At 62.9% G+C, this 474-nt stretch carries 1 protein-coding gene; it reads left to right on the forward strand.

Translation table 11 applies throughout. The features are described 5' to 3' along the window. On the forward strand, nucleotides 1–473 hold a 473-nt coding region (locus SOP85_RS31115; RefSeq protein WP_323629420.1), incomplete at its 5' end, for a P-loop NTPase. Nucleotide 474: the final 1 nt, after the last annotated feature.

Below are 474 nucleotides of genomic sequence, written 5' to 3' on the forward strand. Positions count from 1 at the left end.
GGCCGGATCTGGATTATCTGGTGCTGGACATGCCGCCGGGCACCGGCGACATCCAGCTGACGCTGTCGCAGAACATTCCGGTAACCGGCGCGCTGGTGGTCACCACGCCGCAGGATATCGCCTTGCTGGATGCCGCCAAGGGCATCGTGATGTTCGAGAAAGTGCATGTGCCGGTGCTGGGCATCGTGGAAAACATGAGCGTGCATATCTGCAGCAACTGCGGCCACCATGAGCCGATCTTCGGCACCGGCGGCGCCGAGAAGCTGGTGCAGAAATACCACAGCCGCCTGCTGGGGCAGATGCCGCTGCATATCTCGCTGCGCGAAGACCTGGATCGCGGTACGCCGACGGTGATCAGCCGCCCGGACAGCGAATTCGCCGAAATGTATCGTCAACTGGCCGGTCGCGTGGCTGCGCAGATGTATTGGCAGGGCGAGGCAATCCCGACGGAGATCGCGTTCCGCGCGCTGTAAT

Origin of the sequence: Pseudomonas sp. YuFO20, assembly GCF_035064975.1 — a bacterium.
GTDB lineage: Bacteria > Pseudomonadota > Gammaproteobacteria > Pseudomonadales > Pseudomonadaceae > Aquipseudomonas > Aquipseudomonas putida_AE.